The organism is Bradyrhizobium sp. CCGUVB4N (genome assembly GCF_024199945.1).
GTDB lineage: Bacteria > Pseudomonadota > Alphaproteobacteria > Rhizobiales > Xanthobacteraceae > Bradyrhizobium.
In genome coordinates this window covers 864,038-880,835 of record NZ_JANADP010000001.1, presented here as the reverse complement: position 1 = coordinate 880,835, position 16,798 = coordinate 864,038, and the positions used below count along the sequence as shown (strand labels likewise).

Sequence of the window (16,798 nt, the reverse complement as noted above, 5' to 3'; positions counted from 1 at the left end):
TGTCCCGGGCATCCACGTTTAGGAGGGGGATAATTTTTAGATGACCGATAAGTCAGACGACAAGCTGATCGAAACCGGGCGGAAGCTGTTCGCCCGCGACTGGCAGTTCATCTGGGCTTCGCCCTCGATCCAGACGCTGCCGCCGATGGCGGGGCTGGAGATCGCTTTTGCCGGGCGCTCCAATGTCGGCAAATCGAGCCTGATCAACGCGTTGACGGGGCGCAACGCGCTGGCGCGCACCTCGCATACGCCGGGCCGCACCCAGGAGCTGATCTTCTTCGAGGTCCCCGGGAAAACCGACCTGCGTCTCGTCGACATGCCCGGCTATGGCTATGCCAAGGCGCCGAAGAGCCAGGTCGCATCATGGACCGAGCTGATTCACACATTCCTGCTGGGGCGTGCCTCGCTCGCGCGCGTCTACGTGCTGATCGACGCGCGGCATGGGCTGAAGGACGTCGATCTCGAGGTGCTCAAGACGCTCGACCGCTCCGCCGTCAGCTACCAGATCGTGCTGACCAAGGCTGACCAGGTGAAGGCCTCCGAGCTCCAATCGCGCATCGCCGAGACCGAGGCGGCGCTGGCCAAGCATCCAGCGGCGTTCCCGAACGTGCTCGCGACCTCGTCGCGCTCATCGACCGGCATGGCCGAACTGCGCGCCGCCATGGCCAAGCTGCTGGAGGAGCGGACCAAGTGATGGCTCGCCTCCTGATCGCGCTAGCCGGCTTGATGGGCGCCGCCGGCGTGGCGCTGGCCGCTGCCTCCGCCCATGGCGCCGACGCCAGCCGGCTTGCCTCCGCCAGCGCCATGCTGCTGTTTCATGCAACTGCCATATTGGCCGCTGTCGCCCTGCTCGCGCGCGGCCTTCTGCACGGCGGAATTGGCCTGATCGCCGCCATCGGCTTCGTGATCGGCGCGGCGCTGTTCGCGGGCGACCTGACCTTGCGGCAATATGCCGGGCACTCACTGTTTCCGATGGCTGCGCCATCAGGCGGAACAACAATGATCTTGAGCTGGCTGGCGGTGACGCTGGCGGCGGTGGTGGCGAAGAAGTGACGTTTCGCCTTACCCTCCCCTGGAGGGGTCCGGGACGAGCGTAGCTCGCCCGTGGGTCGCTACGCATGCAGCGAAGCGAAATGCGTAGCGGGGTGGGGTGATCTCTCCACTCGGGCACTGTTCGTCGCGGAGAGACCGTCACCCCACCCCGCTCGCGCTACGCGCGATCGACCCTCCCCCTCCAGGGGAGGGTAAGAGCGAACACCACACTTTGCGCCTCGCCCGCCAATCAGATAGAACGCTGGCCGCGTTAGTCCCGCCAGCGAGATCCGCCTCATGACCGAAATCTCCCCGCTCGACCAGGCCCGCATCCTGTCCGAAGCGCTGCCGCACATGCAGCAGTACGACGAAGAAACCATCGTCATCAAATATGGCGGCCATGCCATGGGCGACGAGGAGACCGCGAAGAACTTTGCCCGCGACATCGTGCTGCTCGAGCAGACCGCGATCAACCCTGTCGTGGTGCATGGCGGCGGACCGCAGATCGCGACCATGCTCAAGCGCCTCGGCATCGTCTCTGAATTCGCCGCCGGCCTGCGCATCACCGATGCCGCGACCATCGAGATCGTCGAGATGGTGCTCGCCGGCTCCGTCAACAAGCAGATCGTCGGCTACATCAACGAAGCCGGCGGCAAGGCCGTGGGCCTCTCGGGCAAGGACGGCAACATGGTGAAGGCGTCGAAGACGACGCGCACCATCATCGATCCGGACTCGCATATCGAGAAGGCGGTCGATCTCGGCTTCGTCGGCGACCCCGAGAAGGTCGACCTGACGCTGCTCAACCAGCTGATCGGCTACGAGCTGATCCCGGTGCTGGCACCGCTCGCAACCTCGAAGGACGGCCAGACGCTCAACGTCAACGCCGACACCTTTGCGGGCGCCGTTGCCGGTGCGCTGAAGGCCAAGCGTCTCCTGCTGCTCACCGACGTGCCGGGCGTGCTCGACAAGTCGAAGAAGCTGATCCCGCAGCTCTCGGTGAAGGACGCGCGAAAACTGATCGCCGACGGCACCATTTCCGGCGGCATGATCCCGAAGGTCGAGACTTGCATCTATGCGCTGGAGCAGGGCGTCGAGGGCGTCGTCATCATCGACGGCAAGATGCAGCACGCCGTGCTGCTCGAGCTCTTCACCAACACGGGCACGGGAACGCTGATCCACAAGTGAGCGACGCAAAAACGAGAGACATTGTCATGGCCGGGCTTGTCCCGGCCATCCACGATCTTTCGTCTGGACCCAAGAACGTGGATGCCCAGGACAAGCCCGGGCATGACGAGGTGAGAGTTCAGAGGCATCGCCGCTCGCCTCTGACGCGTCTGCTGATGACGCTGCCGGCGGCGGCCGTCTCGTTCTTCTTCTCCTCCGCGCCGGCCTTCGCCGATCTCAAGATCTGCAACCGCATGTCCTACGTCGTCGAGGCCGCGATCGGCATCGACGACAAGGCGGCGACCGCGACGCGCGGCTGGTTCAGGATCGATCCCGCCACCTGTCGCGTCGTGGTTCAGGGCACGCTGACCGCCGACCGCATCCTGCTCAATGCGCGGGCGCTCGGCGTCTATGGCGCCTCCCCGATCCCGCAGAACGGCAGCGACATGCTGTGCGTGGCGCAGGACAATTTCATCATCGCGGCCGCGCGACAGTGCCGCGCCGGACAGACCCAGGCCGCCTTCACCCAGATCACACCGACGCAGGGCGACGACGGCAATTTCGTCGCCTATCTCGCCGAGGATTCCGAATATGACGACGAGCAGGCGCGGCTCGCCGGCATCCAGCGGCTTTTGGTGATCGCGGGCTATGACATCGGCGCGATCGACGGCGTCGACGGACCGAAGACGCAGGCCGCGCTCGCTGCGTTCCTGAAGAGCCGCGGCCTGTCCACCGACGTGGTCTCATCTCCCAACTTGTTCAAGACCATGGTCGATGCGGCGCAGGCGCCGTCCCCGAGCGGTCTGACCTGGTGTAACGACACGCCGCACAAGGTGATGGCGGCGGTCGCGACCGACGACGGCAAGTCGGTGACGAGCCGCGGCTGGTACCGCATCGATCCCAAGACCTGCCTGCACCCTGATGTGACCGGGCAGCCGAAGCAGATCTACAGCTTCGCGGAAGCGGTTGATGCCGACAACCGCGCCATCAAGTTGAACGACAAGCCGCTGAGCTGGGGCGGCGACAAGCAGATCTGCACCCGCGAGACCAAGTTCGAGACCAACGAGCAGACCGATTGTGGCGCGCGCGGATTTGCGGCGACCGGTTTCGGAGCGGTGGATATGAGCAGTGGCGGCAAGACGCTGCGGTTTGCGGTGCCGTGAGGTGATGATGGCTACTCTTGCTCATCCGTCGTCCTGGCGAAAGCCAGGACCCATTACCCCAGGATTGGGTTTGGCGAAGAACGATGACCGGAGTGCCCCATTGATGGGCTGCGGAGTATGGGTCTGGCTTTCGCCAGGACGACAATTGAAGGCGGAGCTGCTGCTTCGGCCCACAGAAGAGATTGAGATGACCCAACCCCGCACCTTCGCCCACGTCGACACCTGGGTGTTCGACCTCGACAACACGCTCTATCCGCATCACGTCAATCTGTGGCAGCAGGTCGATGCGCGGATCGGGGAGTTCGTGTGTAACTGGCTGCAGGTCGGCCCGGAGGAAGCGCGCAAGATCCAGAAGGACTATTATCAGCGCTTCGGCACCACCATGCGCGGCATGATGACCCTGCATGGCGTACGCGCCGACGACTACCTCGCTTACGTGCACAAGATCGACCATTCGCCGCTGGAGCCGAACCCGGCGCTCGGCGAGGCCATCGCAAAATTGCCGGGACGAAAGCTGATCCTGACCAACGGCTCGGTCGATCATGTCGATGCGGTGCTGGCGCGGCTCGGCCTCGGCTCGCATTTCGACGGCGTGTTCGACATCATCGCCGCCGAGTTCGAACCCAAGCCGGCGGCGCAGACCTATCAGAAATTTCTCGGCCTTCATGCCGTCGACCCGGCCAAGGCCGCCATGTTCGAAGACCTCGCCCGCAACCTCACCGTCCCGCATCAGCTCGGCATGACCACCGTGCTGGTGGTGCCTGACGGGACCAAGGAAGTGGTGCGCGAGGACTGGGAATTGGAGGGCCGCGACGCCGCCCATGTCGACCACGTCACGGATGATCTGGCGGGGTTTTTGGCGCGGCTGTCCCACCCCAAGTAGCCGTCATACCCCGCGAAGGCGGGGTATCCAGTAATCACAGCCATCCCGATTCATCACGACCGCCGCGGCGTACTGGATCACCCGCTTTCGCGGGTGATGACACCGAACCAAGCTTGACTCCGTCCCCTCAAATCCCGAAAAAGCGCCCAATCCCCTCAAAATCCCCGATCCAAAGAGGAAATCCCGATGTCCCTGTCCGCCCTGGAATCCACCATCAACAGTGCCTTTGATGCACGCGACGGCATCTCGACCTCGACCAAGGGCGAAGTGCGCGAGGCCGTGAACCAGTCGCTGGAGATTCTCGACAAGGGCGAGGCGCGTGTTGCCGAGCGCGGGGCCGACGGCAAGTGGAAGGTCAATCAGTGGCTGAAGAAGGCCGTGCTGCTCTCCTTCCGCCTCAACGACATGGACGTCATTCCCGGTGGCCCGGGCCAGGCGAACTGGTGGGACAAGGTGCCCTCGAAGTTCGAAGGCTGGGGCCCGAACCGTTTTCGCGACGCCGGTTTTCGCGCCGTGCCAGGCGCCGTCGTGCGCCGCTCGGCCTTCATTGCCAAGAACGTCGTGCTGATGCCGTCCTTCGTCAATCTCGGCGCCTACGTCGATGAGAGCACCATGGTCGACACCTGGGCCACCGTCGGCTCCTGCGCGCAGATCGGCAAGCGCGTGCACATCTCCGGCGGCGCCGGCATCGGCGGCGTGCTCGAGCCGCTGCAGGCAGAGCCCGTGATCATCGAGGACGACTGCTTCATCGGCGCTCGCAGTGAGGTCGCCGAGGGCGTCATCGTGCGCAAGGGCGCGGTGCTGGCCATGGGCGTGTTCCTGGGTGCCTCGACCAAGGTCGTCGACCGCGAGACCGGCGAGGTCTTCATGGGCGAAGTTCCGGAATATTCGGTGGTGGTGCCCGGCGCACTACCCGGCAAGCCCATGAAGAACGGCCAGATCGGCCCGAGCACCGCCTGCGCCGTCATCGTCAAGCGCGTCGACGAGCGCACGCGGTCGAAGACCAGCATCAACGAGCTGCTGCGGGATTAATCGGCTCTACGCGCGTCACTCCCTCGCCGTCACCCTGAGGCGGCCGCTTCTTCAGCGGCCCTCGAAGGGCGACGGCCCGGCTGCATCTCGGCCGTCCATCCTTCGAGGCTTCCCATGCGCCGCTTCGCGACGCATGGCGCGCACCTCAGGATGACGGGTCGGAGAGCGGAATCGAACCGTCCAGCGCTCCATCGCGACCAACAACCGGGCGGCTCCTCCCGTCCGGAGCCTTTGCGATGAACTGGCGCTGGTATCTTTTTCGCTTCGACGGCCGCGTCAACCGTGCCCTGCTGTGGCAGGCGCTTCTGATCGTGGCCTTGCTGGCGGGCTTGCTGGAGATCGTCGGTCAAGTCATGCGGGCCGTCGAAGGCGGCACGACCCTCGCCCTCAAGCTCGGCTTCGACATCGATCTTGATTTCGCCCTCGACGACGTCTTCAAGGCTGTCGATCCCCGAACCTACCGTTCGCTGGCGTCAACGGATCGCGCGACGCTGATCCTCAAGGCGCTGGGCACGTCGCTGTTCTTCTGGATCTTCCTCGCGACCGCCATCAAGCGACTGCACGACCGTGACAGGAGCGGATGGTGGATCATTCCCTTCGTCTTCGTCCCGAGACTGTTCTTCCATTTCTCGGACTTGCTTCCTGCCTCGGGCTGGTTCGTTCCGTTCGACTGGGCGATCTCCGCGCTGTGGCTGTGGGGCCTCGTCGAATTGTTCATCGTGCCCGGCACCTCGGGCCACAACCGGTTCGGCCCCGATCCGCTCGCCGAGATCGAGGCCTCTTCCCCACCCGCAGCCTCCCCTGCGAAAAGCTGGGATCAGAGCCGCGAGCTCGAATTCGTGCCGCCCAGCGCTAGCCCACCCGGCGGCATGCATGTTAAGCGGGGCTCATGACCGATGCTCTTTCGATTGCCCGCGACCTCATCCGCTGCCCCTCGGTAACGCCGGCCGACGCCGGCGCGCTTGGCGTGCTTGAACAAGCGCTCAACGCAGCCGGCTTCACCTGCCACCGCGTGACCTTCAGCGAGGAAGGCACCGCCGACGTCGACAATCTCTACGCCCGCATCGGCACTGAAGCGCCACACATCACCTTTGCCGGTCATACCGACGTGGTGCCGCCCGGCGACGAGAACGCCTGGAGCGTCGGCGCCTTCTCCGGCGAGGTGAAGGACGGCTTCCTGCATGGCCGCGGCGCGGTCGACATGAAGGGCGGCATCGCCTGCTCGGTCGCCGCGGTGCTGGAGCATCTCGCGGCGAACGGCGGCAAGCCGCGCGCCGACGGCACGGGATCGATCTCGTTCCTGATCACCGGCGACGAGGAAGACGTCTCCATCAACGGCACCATCAAGCTGTTGCAGTGGGCCGCCGAGCGCGGCGAAAAATTCGACCATTGCGTGCTCGGCGAACCCTCCAATGTCGAGACGCTCGGCGACACCATCAAGGTCGGCCGCCGCGGCTCGCAGTCGGGGACCCTCTATGTCGACGGCGTGCAGGGCCACGTCGCCTACCCGCATCGTGCGGCCAATCCGGTGCCGGATATTTCGCGACTGATCGTGGCGATCTCCGACGAGCCGCTCGATAGTGGCAGCGCCCAGTTCCAGGCCTCCAATCTCGAATTCACCTCGGTGGACGTCGGCAACAAGGCGAACAACGTCATCCCCGGCGAGGCCCGCGCCAAATTCAACATCCGCTACAACGACAACCACACGCAGGCGAGCCTGCGCGAGCTGGTCGAGACGCGCCTGACCAAGGCGTGCGGCAACCGCATCAAGGCCCGCATCGTCTGGGAGCCGTCGAACTCCAACGTGTTCGTGACCAAGCCCGGCCCATTCACCGATCTCGCCGTGTCCGCGATCGAAGAGATCACGGGCCGCAAGCCGGAACTGTCGACGAGCGGCGGCACCTCGGATGCACGCTTCATCTCGAGCTATTGCCCCGTGATCGAGTTCGGCCTGGTCGGCCAGACCATGCACCAGGTCAACGAACGCGTGCCGGTGGTTGACCTGGAGAAGCTGACCAAGGTCTATCGCGGGATTCTGACGCGGTATTTTGGGTAGGCGCGTCGCCTCCACAAACACGGCTGTCATCGCCCGACTTGATCGGGCGATCCAGTATTCCAGAGATAGCAGTGATTGAGCCGAGAGGCCGCGGCGTACTGGATGCCCCGGTCAGGCCGGGGCATGACAGCGGCGGGGGTGGCGAGAGGGCGCGCGATCTCTACGGCTCACATCCCTCAATAATCCACCTTCATCAGATACAGCCCCTCCGGCGGCGCGACGATGCCGCAGGCGGCGCGGTTGCGGGCTTCCAGCGCTGCGGAGAGATCGTCCGCGGTCCAGCGGCCTTCGCCGACCCAGACCAGCGATCCCACCATCGAACGCACCTGGCTGTGCAGGAACGAGCGCGCCGAGGTGACGATGACGATCTCGCGCCCGTCGCGCAGCACGTCGAGCTGGTCGAGCGTCTTCTCCGGCGATTTGGCCTGGCACTCGGTGTCGCGAAAGGTGGTGAAATCGTGCTTGCCGAGCAGGCGCTGCGCGGCCGCATGCATCGCATCCGCATCGAGCCGGCGCGGCACGCGCCAGGCATGGCCGACGTCGAGCGCGAGATTGGCGCGGGTGTTGACGACGCGGTAGCGGTAGTGGCGCTTCACGGCCGAGAAGCGCGCCTCGAACGTATCAGGCACAATGTCGGCTTCGAGCACGGCGATCGGATGCGGGCGCAGATGCGCGTTGAGGCCATCGCGAAAGCGGCCCGGCGGAAACTGCTTCTCGATGTCGACATGCGCGACCTGGCCGCGCGCATGAACGCCGGCATCGGTGCGGCCCGCGCCATGGACCCGCAGGTCCGCGCCCGTCATCGCCTTCACCGCCGCTTCGAGCGCACCCTGCACCGAGGGCAACGTCTCCTGCACCTGCCAGCCGAAAAACGGCGCGCCGTCATATTCGATGGTGAGCTTGTAGCGGGGCATCAGGCCAGCCGCATCGGCGGCTTCACAGGCACACCGCGCAGGAAGTCCGCGGCCTGCATCCGGCCCTTGCCCTCACGCTGCAGCTCGATAATGCGGATCGCGCCTTCGCCGCAGGCAATCGTGAGCTGCTCGTCCAGCACCGCACCCGGCTCGCCCGAGCCTTTCGCCAGTTCGCAGCGCAGGATTTTCAGGCGCGCATTCTCAAGCTCGGCCCAGGCGCCGGGAAACGGCGACAGGCCGTGGATGTGACGGAGCACCGCGCGCGCGGGCTTGCTCCAGTCGATCCGCGCCTCGGCCTTGTCGATCTTGGCGGCGTAGGTGACGCCATCCTCGCTCTGCTTCTTGAGCTGGAGCCCGCCGCGATCGAGCGCGGCCATCGCGCGCACCATCAGATCGGCACCAAGCCGGGACAGGCGATCGTGCAGATCGACCGCGGTCATGCTGTCGGTGATCGCGAGACGCTCGGCCATGGCGACGTCGCCGGTGTCGAGGCCGACATCCATCTTCATCACCATCACGCCGCTCTCGGCGTCGCCCGCCATGATCGCGCGGTTGATAGGCGCGGCGCCGCGCCAGCGCGGCAGCAGCGAGGCGTGAAGGTTGTAGCAGCCGAGCTTCGGCGCATCGAGGATCGCCTGCGGCAGGATCATGCCGTAGGCGACGACGACGGCGGCATCGGCATCAAAGGCGCTGAACTCGTCGAGCGCTTCCTGTGTCTTCAACGTCTTCGGCGTCAGCACGGGCACGCCGAGCTTTCGTGCGGCTTCCTCGACCGGAGTGGGCTGCATCTGCAGCCCGCGCCGCCCGCCCGGCTTCGGCGCGCGGGTATAGACGGCCACGATCTCGTGGCCATGCGCAACGAGCTCGAGCAGCGTCGGCACGGAGAAATCGGGCGTGCCCATGAAGATCAGGCGGAGGGGCATGACAAGGACTCGGTACGTTCCCTCCCCCCTTGTGGGGGAGGGCTAGGGAGAGGGGTGCCACACGACGTGCTCTATCGGTTTGAGCGCGGGCACTTTGCTTACGCTCCGCAAATCAAGAGCACCTTTTGCTGGGCTACCCCTCTCCCCCACTCTCCCCCACAAGGGGGGAGGGAGCGCAGGGGAGTGTGGGGCAACACCAAAACTTACTCCGCGCGCTTGGCGGCTTTCTCGAACTTCTTGAGCACGCGGTCGCGCTTGAGCTTTGAGAGATAGTCGACGAACAGCACGCCGTTGAGATGGTCGATCTCGTGCTGGATGCAGGTGGCGTAGAGGCCTTCGGCGTCCTCTTCGTGCAGCTTGCCGTCGAGGTCGGTAAAGCGCACCCGCACCTTCGCCGGCCGTTCGACCTCCTCGTAATATTCGGGGATCGACAGACAGCCTTCCTCGTAGACCGACATATCCTCGGACGACGCGATGATCTCCGGATTGATGAAGACGCGCGGCTCCGGCTTGGTCTCGCCGTCCGGGTCGGGCTTGGCGAGGTCCATGGTGATCAGCCGCAGCGGCTGTGCGATCTGGATCGCCGCCAGGCCAATGCCGGGCGCGTCGTACATCGTCTCGAACATGTCGTCGGCAAGCTTGCGGATCTCCGGCGTGACCTTCTCGATCGGCTTGGAGACCAGACGCAGCTGCTTGTCGGGCAGGATGATGATTTCTCTGAGGGCCATGGCGGGCGATTTAAGCTGCGCGCGACAAGCGGTCAATGCGGCCGGGAACGCGTTAACGGTCCGCTAACCATAAAACTTCAGCTTTTGTTAACCATAAAAATAAGGGATCGGTTAACCATAAATGTTCGCTATTCGTTCGTGCACCCCGGCGAATCGGTTAGAAAGACTGGCATGAACGAGATCATTTTCATGCTGGGCGACTGGCCGGTGCGCACCATTGATGCGCTGATCGGCTTCGGCGCCCTGGTCCTCATCCTGCTGATTGTCATTGCCATCGTGATCGCGCGCTCCGGACGGCGCGGCGCGGAACTCGCCATGGCCCATGCCATCCGTGCCGACGAGCTGGAGGAGCGCCTCAGTCAGGTCCTGCACGCCCAGAGCGAGGCTGCCGGCCGGGCTGACGCCATGACCCAGGCGCTGGCCGGCCGCCAGGCCGAGATGGCGCGGGCGGTCAACGAGCGGCTGGATTCGGTGACCCATCGGGTCGGCCAGTCCATGGAACATTCGACCCGCAACACCATGGAGAGCCTGCGCGCGCTGCACGAACGGCTCGGCATCATCGACAACGCGCACAAGAACCTCACCGACCTCACCACGCAGGTGACGACGTTGCGCGACGTGCTCGCCAACAAGCAGTCGCGCGGCGCCTTCGGGCAGGCTCGGATGGAGGCGATCGTCCAGGACGGCCTGCCGAAGGGGGCCTACGAATTCCAGTTCACGCTCTCGACCGGCAAGCGGCCCGACTGCGTCGTGTTCCTGCCCGACCAGCGGCCGCTCTGCATCGACGCGAAGTTTCCGCTGGAGGCGATGACGGCGCTGCACGATGCCCGCACCGACGAGGAGCGGCGAATGGCCACGCAGCGGCTGCGCGGCGACGTGATTAAGCATGTCAGCGACATCGCCGAAAAATACCTCGTCACCGGCGAGACCCAAGAGATGGCGCTGATGTTCGTGCCGTCGGAATCGGTCTACGCCGAGATCCATGACGGTTTCGACGACGTGATCCAGAAGGCCTATCGCGCCAAGGTCGTGCTGGTGTCGCCCTCGCTCTTGATGCTCGCGATCCAGGTGATGCAGCAGATCATGAAGGACGCGCGCATGCGCGACGCCGCCGACCAGATCCAGACCGAAGTGATCAAGCTTGGCGACGATCTGGGTCGTCTCAGGGATCGCGTGCTGAAACTGCAGAAGCATTTTGCCGACGCCAACGAGGACGTCCGCCAGATCCTGATCTCCGCCGACAAGATCGAAAAGCGCGCAGGCCGGATCGAGGAGCTCGATTTCAGCAAGACCGACGCACCCGCGGACGGCCCGCGGCTGGTATCGACCGGCGCGCCGGAGCTGTTTCCAAGGAAGCTCCAGGCGGGGGAGTGAGGTTCTTCCCAGGTCCGGTACGCTGCCGCTCCAATTTCGCTGTCGTCGCCCGGCTTGACCGGGCGACCCAGTATCCCAGAGGCGGCAGATGGGTGAACGCCACTACTACGTCTACATTCTCGCCAGCAAGATCGGCGGCACACTGTACATTGGCGTGACGAATGATCTCATCCGCCGCGTGGCCGAGCATAAGTTGAAGTTGATCGAGAGCTTCACGAAGCAATACGGCGTCGTAAGGCTAGTCTATTTCGAGCAGTTCGACGATCCAGAGAATGCGATCAAGCGCGAGAAGCGGCTGAAGAAGTGGAAGCGAGACTGGAAGATCGCGCTGATTGAGAAGGACAATCCGAATTGGAACGATCTCTACGCTGAGATCGCGGGTCCGCCATAACACCGGCCTCTGGAATACTGGGTCGCCCGGTCAAGCCGGGCGACGACACTTCCCTTGTGGCCGGCAGCGACGACACCTCCCTCGCCGCCCCCAGAATCTGCTAACACCTCCCCATGACCGCACCCGACGCGACCTCGCCCGCCGCTGCATCCGCCCCTGCGACCTCCTGGCGCGACAGTCTGGCCGTTTACCTGCAACCGCGGGTGCTGATCGTGCTGTTCCTCGGCTTTTCGTCCGGGCTGCCGCTGGCGCTGTCGGGATCGACGCTCCTGGTGTGGATGCGCGAGGCAGGCGTCGATCTCAAGACCATCGGGCTGTTTGCGCTGGTCGGCACGCCCTACACGCTGAAATTCCTGTGGGCGCCGCTGGTGGACGCGCTGCATGTCCCGCTGTTCACGCAAGCCTTCGGGCGGCGGCGCGGCTGGCTGGTGTTTTCGCAGATACTGCTGATCATTTCGATCCTGCTGCTGGCGATGACCGATCCGGCACGTTCGCCGTTCTACGTCGCGCTCGGCGCCCTGCTGGTGGCGACGACGTCCTCGACGCAGGACATCGTGGTCGATGCCTTCCGCGTCGAGAGCCTGCCCGAGAGCGAGCAGGCCGCGGGCATGGCGGCCTATGTCGCGGCCTATCGCATCGGCATGCTGGTCTCGACCGCGGGTGCGCTGTTCATCGTCTCCGGCTTCGAGAGCACCGGCATCACGCGCACCTCGGCCTGGATGTGGGGCTATGTGGTTATGGCGGCGATGGTGCTGATCGGGACGATCACGGCATTGGTCGCGACCGAGCCCGAGCAATCGATGCGCGCGGAAGCTGCGACGCACGAAGAGACCGCGTTCACGCGCGTGCTCCGCGCGGCAATCGGCGCCTTCTCGGAATTCCTGTCGCGCAAGGACGCGATCGCGGCGCTCGCCTTCGTCGTGCTGTTCAAGTTCACCGACGCGTTCTCCGGCACGATGACAGCGCCGTTCGTGATCGACCTCGGCTTCACCCGCAACGATTATGCGGCGATCGTGAAGGGCGTTGGCCTCGCTGCGACGCTGATCGGCGGCTTCGCCGGCGGCTTTGTCGCGCGGCGCTATTCGCTCGCGACCTCGCTCTGGATCGGCGGCGTGGTGCAGGCGCTGGCGAACCTCACCTTCTCCTGGCTCGCGATTGTCGGCACCAATCAATGGGCACTGGCGCTCGCCATCTGCGCCGAGAATTTCACCAGCGCGATCGGCACCGTGATCTTCGTCGCCTACCTCTCGGCGCTGTGCCAGAACCCGTTGCACACGGCGACGCAATATGCGCTGCTCACTGCGCTTGCAGCGGTGGGGCGGACCTATCTGTCGTCAGGGGCAGGCTTCGTGGCGGCCGCGACCGGCTGGCCGCTGTTCTTCGTGATCTGCGTGCTGGTGGCGATCCCGAGCCTGGTGCTGCTCGTCTGGCTGCAGAAGCGCGGGCATTTTGAGGCGCTGGGGCCGGTGCGGATTTGACGGTCCCGTAGGGTGGGCAAAGCGAAGCGTGCCCACGGCATCCAAATCGTGGGCACGGCGCTTTGCGCCTTTGCCCATCTTACGGCACCTCGATTGCCGCTTCCTACTTCTTCACCAAGCTCCACTTCGTCACCACGGCTTCGCTCATCTGGCCGGGATCGCTGGCGCAGGCGATTTCGTCGACCTTGACCGAGATCTCCTTGCCGACGAACGATTTCAACTGCGTGGCCTGCGCGTCGCTGGAGGTGACGAGCTGGAAGGTTTCGGGTCCGGTTTCGAGATCGCACAGCCCGTTCGGCGCGGGCAGGCGGCGCGGCTCGGAGGTGATCTGGTACATCGCAACCCGCTTGCCGGCGTTCTTGGTGTCGCGAATCTTCATGGCGTTGAGCTCGCCCGAGAGCACCTCGCCGGCGCTGATCAGCTTGCCGGGCTTCGAGGGCGGCGGCGCCCCATCGTCCTCCTGCGGCGCGGCGATGGCCGGTGTCACCAGCAGCAGCATCGTCGCGACCAAAGCCGATCGTGTGGCGAAAAGTTTCGTCATGTCGTCCGTTCCGTCAAGTCTGGATGGAAATTCTCGTTTTGACGCGTTTTCTTCACGCGAACCGGTATCCACTTCGCTCGAAAACGCTCTAGAACAGGGTCCGCTGCCGCATGGCGGCCGATAGCGTGCCCTCATCGAGATAATCAAGCTCGCCACCGACCGGCACACCGTGCGCTAACCGGGTTACTTTTACGTTGGCGTCCTGAAGCAGGTCGGTGATGTAATGTGCGGTGGTCTGTCCGTCGACTGTCGCATTCAGCGCAAGAATGATCTCGTGCACCTCGGCCGCGTGGGCACGCGCGACCAGCGCGTCGATGGTGAGGTCCTGCGGGCCGACGCCATCGAGCGGCGACAGGGTCGCGCCCAGCACGTGGTAGCGCCCCTGGGTCGCATTGGCCCGCTCCAGCGCCCAGAGATCGGCGACGTCGGCGACGACGACGATGATGGCGGGATCACGCTTCGGATCGGTGCAGACCGTGCAGGGATTCTGCGTGTCGATATTGCCGCAGGTCTTGCAGACCTGAACCTTGTCGAGCGCAACCTGCAGGGCTGACGACAGCGGCATCATCAGCGCTTCGCGCTTCTTGATCAGATGCAGCGCGGCGCGCCGCGCGGAGCGCGGGCCCAGACCCGGCAGCCGCGCGAGAAGCTGGACCAGCCGCTCGATTTCGGGACCTGCAACCGCGCCCATGTTACTGGCCGAACAGCCCCGGCGGCAGGCCGAGCCCGCCGGTGAGCGACTGCATCTTCTCCTGCATCGCGGTCTCCGCCTTGCGGCGGGCATCACTGAGCGCGGTGACGAGCAGGTCTTCGAGCACCTCGCGCTCCTCGGCCTTCATCAGCGAGGGATCGATCTTGATGCCCTTGACGTCCATCTTCGCGGTCATGCGCACCGCGACGAGGCCGCCGCCGGAGATGCCCTCGACCTCTACGTTGGCGAGCTGCTCCTGCATCTCCTGCATCTTGGATTGCAGCTGCGCTGCCTGCTTCATCATGCCGAGGAAATCAGCCATGGGTTTTCGTCCTTGGAAAGAATGGCTCTAGAGATCGTCGTCGGCGTCGGAACCGTCGGGCGGATCGTCAGAGCCATAGTCGGCGTTAATATTGGATTCCGGCGTCTCGGGGGCAAGCCTGCGGACCTCGACGACCTTCGCACCGGGGAAGCGCGACAGCACCTCCTGCACGCGCGGATCGGCCTCGGCGTTGCGTGCATGTTCCTGCTTGGCGGCCTGGCTCACCGAGCGCAGCGTCGCCTGGCCCTGCTCGTTGGACACGATGATGGTCCAGCGGCGCCCGGTCCACTGCTCGAATTTGCGCGCGAGCTCGGAGATCATCGTTTTCGACGCGTTCGGCTCGAGCGCGACCTCCAGCCGGCCCTCCTCGAAACGAACGAGGCGCATGTCGCCTTCGAGCGCGCCCTTGGTCATGAGGTCGCGCTTCTGCCCGGCAAGCGCGACGAGCTGGGTAAAGCTGGTGATGCGCAGCTGGGGTGCGGCCGCCTGCGGGTCCGGCGCGGGGGCCGCCATCTGCGGCCGGGCACCGCCGCCGAACGCAGTCGGCGACGAGGTCGGCATGCGAACCGGCGCAGCAGAGGTCACGGACGCCGCGGAGGCCATCGGGGCCGCCGGCGCGCCGCTGCGCGCAGCACCGCCGCCGCCCACGACCGGCGAACCGCCGCCGTTCTGCTCCAGCATCCTGATCGCCTCATCCGGCGTCGGCAGGTCGGCGACATAGGCGATGCGCACCAGCACCATCTCGGCGGCCGCAGCCGGCCGCGTCGCGGCCTGCACCTCGGTGATGCCCTTGAGCAGCATCTGCCACATCCGCGACAGCACGCGCATCGAGATCTTCGAGGCGAAATCCTTCGCGCGCACGCGCTCGGTCTCGCCATAGGCGACGTTGTCGGCGGTCGCCGGCACGATCTTCACGCGGGTGACGAAATTGACGAACTCGGCGAGGTCCGAGAGCACGACGATCGGGTCAGCGCCGACATCGTACTGGTCGCGGAACTCCTTGAAGGCGCTCGCGATGTCACCACGCGCCAGCGAATCGAAGAGGTCGATGACGCGGGTGCGGTCGGCAAGGCCCAGCATCTGCCTGACCGCATCGGCCTTCACCTGGCCCGCCGCATGCGCGATGGCCTGGTCGAGCAGCGACAGCGAATCGCGCACCGAGCCTTCCGCGGCGCGCGCGATGATGCCGAGCGCCTCGGGCTCGATCTCGACGCTTTCCTTCGCGGCGATGTTGGCGAGATGCTTCATCAGCACATCGGCCTCGACGCGGCGAAGATCAAAACGCTGGCAGCGCGACAGCACCGTGACCGGAACCTTGCGGATCTCGGTCGTGGCGAACACGAACTTGGCGTGCTCCGGCGGTTCCTCCAGCGTCTTCAGGAAGGCGTTGAACGCCGCCGTCGACAGCATGTGGACTTCGTCGATGATGTAGACCTTGTAGCGGGCGCTGGCCGGCGCGTAGCGCACGCTGTCATTGATCTGGCGGACGTCGTCGACGCCGGTATGCGATGCCGCGTCCATCTCCAGCACGTCCATGTGCCGGCTTTCCATGATCGCCTGGCAATGCACGCCGAGCGTCGGCATGTGGATGGTCGGGCCCCTCACCGAGCCGTCCGGCATCTCGTAGTTGAGCGCACGGGCCAGAATACGCGCAGTGGTGGTCTTGCCGACACCGCGGACGCCGGTGAGGATCCAGGCCTGCGGAATGCGCCCGGTCTCGAACGCATTGGAGACGGTGCGGACCACGGCCTCCTGGCCGATCAGATCGTCGAAGCTCGAAGGGCGGTATTTGCGCGCCAGCACCCGGTACGGTGCGTTGCCGGCCTGGCCGGCGCTGTCGGGATTTGGAGGGTCGCCAGCGTCGGTCATCGGTCAATCCGCAATGGAATGTCTCTCGGCTGGCTTTTGCGGACAGGAGCGCGCTGGCGGGAAGCCCGCCGGCGCAATTCGCTCGAAAAAACAGGTAGGAGACTGACGAGCGACCCGATCCGGACCTCGTTAGGGCTGCTTCCTTCCGGACCTGACCCGGTTGGCGAGTGGCTCGTCCACCGCCAATCTCCCGGTCCCTATTTGGGGCCAAAAGGTCGGGAAAGCAAGCGGGTATCA

18 protein-coding genes and 1 other RNA gene are annotated in these 16,798 nt (G+C 65.2%); 11 read left to right on the top strand and 8 right to left on the bottom strand.

Going from position 1 to position 16,798, the window contains the following annotated elements:
• Positions 1-40 precede the first annotated feature (40 nt).
• The 8 genes from yihA to dapE all read left to right on the top strand — a co-directional run bounded on the left by yihA (position 41) and on the right by dapE (position 7,330).
• Positions 41-694: a ribosome biogenesis GTP-binding protein YihA/YsxC gene (yihA, locus tag NLM31_RS04155; RefSeq protein ID WP_254128038.1), complete on the top strand. Its 654-nt coding sequence runs from the start codon at positions 41-43 to the stop codon at positions 692-694.
• Positions 694-1,053, top strand: coding sequence for a DUF423 domain-containing protein (locus tag NLM31_RS04150; protein WP_254135207.1), 360 nt, complete (start codon positions 694-696; stop codon positions 1,051-1,053). Before yihA ends, NLM31_RS04150 begins: the two co-directional genes overlap by 1 nt.
• A 276-nt stretch (positions 1,054-1,329) precedes the next feature.
• A complete protein-coding gene (argB, locus tag NLM31_RS04145; RefSeq protein WP_254128037.1) occupies positions 1,330-2,217 on the top strand; it encodes an acetylglutamate kinase in 888 nt (295 codons plus the stop codon).
• A 155-nt stretch (positions 2,218-2,372) separates the two neighbouring features.
• Positions 2,373-3,359 (top strand): DUF1036 domain-containing protein, encoded by a 987-nt coding sequence (locus NLM31_RS04140; protein WP_254196132.1) that lies wholly within the window; start codon positions 2,373-2,375, stop codon positions 3,357-3,359.
• A gap of 187 nt (positions 3,360-3,546) precedes the next feature.
• Positions 3,547-4,242 (top strand): pyrimidine 5'-nucleotidase, encoded by a 696-nt coding sequence (locus NLM31_RS04135; protein WP_254191549.1) that lies wholly within the window; start codon positions 3,547-3,549, stop codon positions 4,240-4,242.
• Between the two features lie 186 nt (positions 4,243-4,428).
• Positions 4,429-5,274: a 2,3,4,5-tetrahydropyridine-2,6-dicarboxylate N-succinyltransferase gene (gene dapD / locus NLM31_RS04130; RefSeq protein ID WP_254128035.1), complete on the top strand. Its 846-nt coding sequence runs from the start codon at positions 4,429-4,431 to the stop codon at positions 5,272-5,274.
• Between the two features lie 236 nt (positions 5,275-5,510).
• The gene (locus NLM31_RS04125; RefSeq protein WP_254191548.1) at positions 5,511-6,167 is read left to right on the top strand and encodes a DUF805 domain-containing protein; all 657 of its coding nucleotides are present in this window, start codon (positions 5,511-5,513) and stop codon (positions 6,165-6,167) included.
• Complete coding sequence (gene dapE / locus NLM31_RS04120) at positions 6,164-7,330, top strand: succinyl-diaminopimelate desuccinylase (RefSeq protein WP_254191547.1); 1,167 nt, start codon at positions 6,164-6,166, stop codon at positions 7,328-7,330. The genes NLM31_RS04125 and dapE overlap by 4 nt, the downstream gene beginning before the upstream one ends.
• Positions 7,331-7,506: 176 nt before the next feature.
• Here the strand turns inward: dapE and truA are convergent, their stop codons facing one another.
• The 3 genes from truA to def form a co-directional block, all read right to left on the bottom strand.
• Positions 7,507-8,244, bottom strand: coding sequence for a tRNA pseudouridine(38-40) synthase TruA (gene truA / locus NLM31_RS04115; protein WP_254191546.1), 738 nt, complete (start codon positions 8,242-8,244; stop codon positions 7,507-7,509).
• Positions 8,244-9,167 (bottom strand): methionyl-tRNA formyltransferase, encoded by a 924-nt coding sequence (gene fmt / locus NLM31_RS04110; protein ID WP_254191545.1) that lies wholly within the window; start codon positions 9,165-9,167, stop codon positions 8,244-8,246. Before fmt ends, truA begins: the two co-directional genes overlap by 1 nt.
• Positions 9,168-9,370: 203 nt before the next feature.
• A complete protein-coding gene (gene def / locus NLM31_RS04105) occupies positions 9,371-9,895 on the bottom strand; it encodes a peptide deformylase (protein ID WP_254191544.1) in 525 nt (174 codons plus the stop codon).
• A 171-nt stretch (positions 9,896-10,066) separates the two neighbouring features.
• Between def and NLM31_RS04100 the strand changes: the two genes are divergently transcribed.
• The 3 genes from NLM31_RS04100 to NLM31_RS04090 all read left to right on the top strand — a co-directional run bounded on the left by NLM31_RS04100 (position 10,067) and on the right by NLM31_RS04090 (position 13,138).
• Positions 10,067-11,269, top strand: coding sequence for a DNA recombination protein RmuC (locus tag NLM31_RS04100; RefSeq protein WP_254191543.1), 1,203 nt, complete (start codon positions 10,067-10,069; stop codon positions 11,267-11,269).
• Between the two features lie 88 nt (positions 11,270-11,357).
• Complete coding sequence (locus NLM31_RS04095; protein ID WP_254191542.1) at positions 11,358-11,660, top strand: GIY-YIG nuclease family protein; 303 nt, start codon at positions 11,358-11,360, stop codon at positions 11,658-11,660.
• Between the two features lie 113 nt (positions 11,661-11,773).
• Positions 11,774-13,138, top strand: coding sequence for an MFS transporter (locus tag NLM31_RS04090; protein WP_254191541.1), 1,365 nt, complete (start codon positions 11,774-11,776; stop codon positions 13,136-13,138).
• A 103-nt stretch (positions 13,139-13,241) separates the two neighbouring features.
• Here the strand turns inward: NLM31_RS04090 and NLM31_RS04085 are convergent, their stop codons facing one another.
• The 5 genes from NLM31_RS04085 to ffs form a co-directional block, all read right to left on the bottom strand.
• Complete coding sequence (locus NLM31_RS04085; protein WP_254128027.1) at positions 13,242-13,679, bottom strand: hypothetical protein; 438 nt, start codon at positions 13,677-13,679, stop codon at positions 13,242-13,244.
• A gap of 88 nt (positions 13,680-13,767) precedes the next feature.
• Positions 13,768-14,370: a recombination mediator RecR gene (gene recR, locus NLM31_RS04080; RefSeq protein WP_027561562.1), complete on the bottom strand. Its 603-nt coding sequence runs from the start codon at positions 14,368-14,370 to the stop codon at positions 13,768-13,770.
• Between the two features lies 1 nt (position 14,371).
• Positions 14,372-14,692, bottom strand: a complete 321-nt coding sequence (locus NLM31_RS04075) for a YbaB/EbfC family nucleoid-associated protein (protein ID WP_027530442.1) — start codon at positions 14,690-14,692, stop codon at positions 14,372-14,374.
• 27 nt (positions 14,693-14,719) lie between these two features.
• A complete protein-coding gene (locus NLM31_RS04070; RefSeq protein WP_254128026.1) occupies positions 14,720-16,561 on the bottom strand; it encodes a DNA polymerase III subunit gamma/tau in 1,842 nt (613 codons plus the stop codon).
• 94 nt (positions 16,562-16,655) lie between these two features.
• An RNA gene (gene ffs / locus NLM31_RS04065) (signal recognition particle sRNA small type) lies at positions 16,656-16,752 on the bottom strand.
• Between the last annotated feature and the right edge of the window lie 46 nt (positions 16,753-16,798).